We start from the raw sequence: 1,242 nt of genomic DNA, 5'->3' as shown, positions 1-1,242 counted from the left end.
GTGACAGCTCCCACACTGACTCTTTGAGTTCAGTGTGGGCTTCCCAGCCAATCCAGCTATTGCTTAGGAGGCGCTGGGCTTTAAGAACGGACTGCCCTGCCGCTCTGTTTTTTTGGTCTTTTGTTTAATAATGTTTGACCAACTTTCCAGCATTTATGGCCTTTGGCCACGCTACGCGAACGGCTTTGAAAGTCAGTATTCCCAGTATAACACATAGATTGGTCTTTTGTGAAAGACTCTGTGCAAAATTCATCCCTGGAGACGAAACCGATAGATAGTGGAGCCTTAATCAAAAAGTTTTAACCCTTTTACGCATAACCGACTAACCATAAAGGCTCCACTATCCTTACGGTAACTTTAAACACTCATGCTGCGCATGTTCGTTGTGGGGCTTCTTTTGCCGGAAGCTAAAATTCAGAGCTACTAGCCATGTCTGTAGTACTACTGAAGTTACCCATGCTAGAACTAGGGATCACACTGGATTCCTTGACAAATCCAGCGTAAGCTTCCATACCGTGTTCGGCAATATCCAAGCCTTCCAGTTCTTCTTCTGGTGTCACCCGGATACCGAGGGTTAGTTTCAGCACGAACCAGACGATGCCACTAAACAGCACCGTGAAGACCCCAATCGCTAGAATACCGATGATTTGGGTGCCAAGCTGACCAGCACTACCAGCGGTGAACAGACCTGAATCTTTAGCGAAAAGTCCAACGGCTAGGGTTCCCCAGATACCATTGACCAAGTGGACTGAAATTGCCCCTACCGGGTCATCAATTTTGATGTTGTCAAAGAAGGAAACGGAGAATACAACAATGATGCCACCAATAGCACCAATAATCACTGCTGAGAGATAAGTGACATTGTTACAGGGAGCGGTAATTGCCACTAATCCTGCCAAAATCCCGTTAATGATCATTGACAGGTCTGGCTTACCATCTTTTAGCCAAGCCGTCAAGGTAGCAGTAATCCCACCAGCTGCTGCGGCTAGGTTAGTTGTTACTGCAATATAGGTAACTGCCTCACTAGCAGCTAACTCAGAACCGGGATTGAAGCCAAACCAGCCGATCCAGAGAATCAAGCAACCAAGAGTGGCAATACTCATGTTGTGACCTGGGATAGCACGAGGTTCACCGTTTTCGTACTTACCGCTACGGGGTCCGAGGAAGGCAGCTCCCATCAAAGCCGCCCAGCCACCAACGGAGTGAACCACGGTTGAGCCAGCAAAGTCTGAGAATCCCATG

1 protein-coding gene and 1 pseudogene are annotated in these 1,242 nt (G+C 47.8%); one reads left to right on the top strand and one right to left on the bottom strand.

Annotated features, from left to right (window positions below):
* Positions 1-134: 134 nt before the first annotated feature.
* Positions 135-278 carry a hypothetical protein gene (locus F6K49_RS50355; RefSeq protein WP_293065184.1) on the top strand — a complete coding sequence of 48 codons (144 nt, stop codon included), beginning with the start codon at positions 135-137 and terminating at the stop codon, positions 276-278.
* A 129-nt stretch (positions 279-407) separates the two neighbouring features.
* Here the strand turns inward: F6K49_RS50355 and F6K49_RS50350 are convergent.
* Positions 408-1,242 (bottom strand): annotated as a pseudogene (locus F6K49_RS50350) (ammonium transporter); the annotation flags it as partial.

The sequence above is a fragment of the Moorena sp. SIO3I6 genome (genome assembly GCF_010672095.1).
This window is presented reverse-complemented; position numbering and strand designations above follow the sequence as displayed.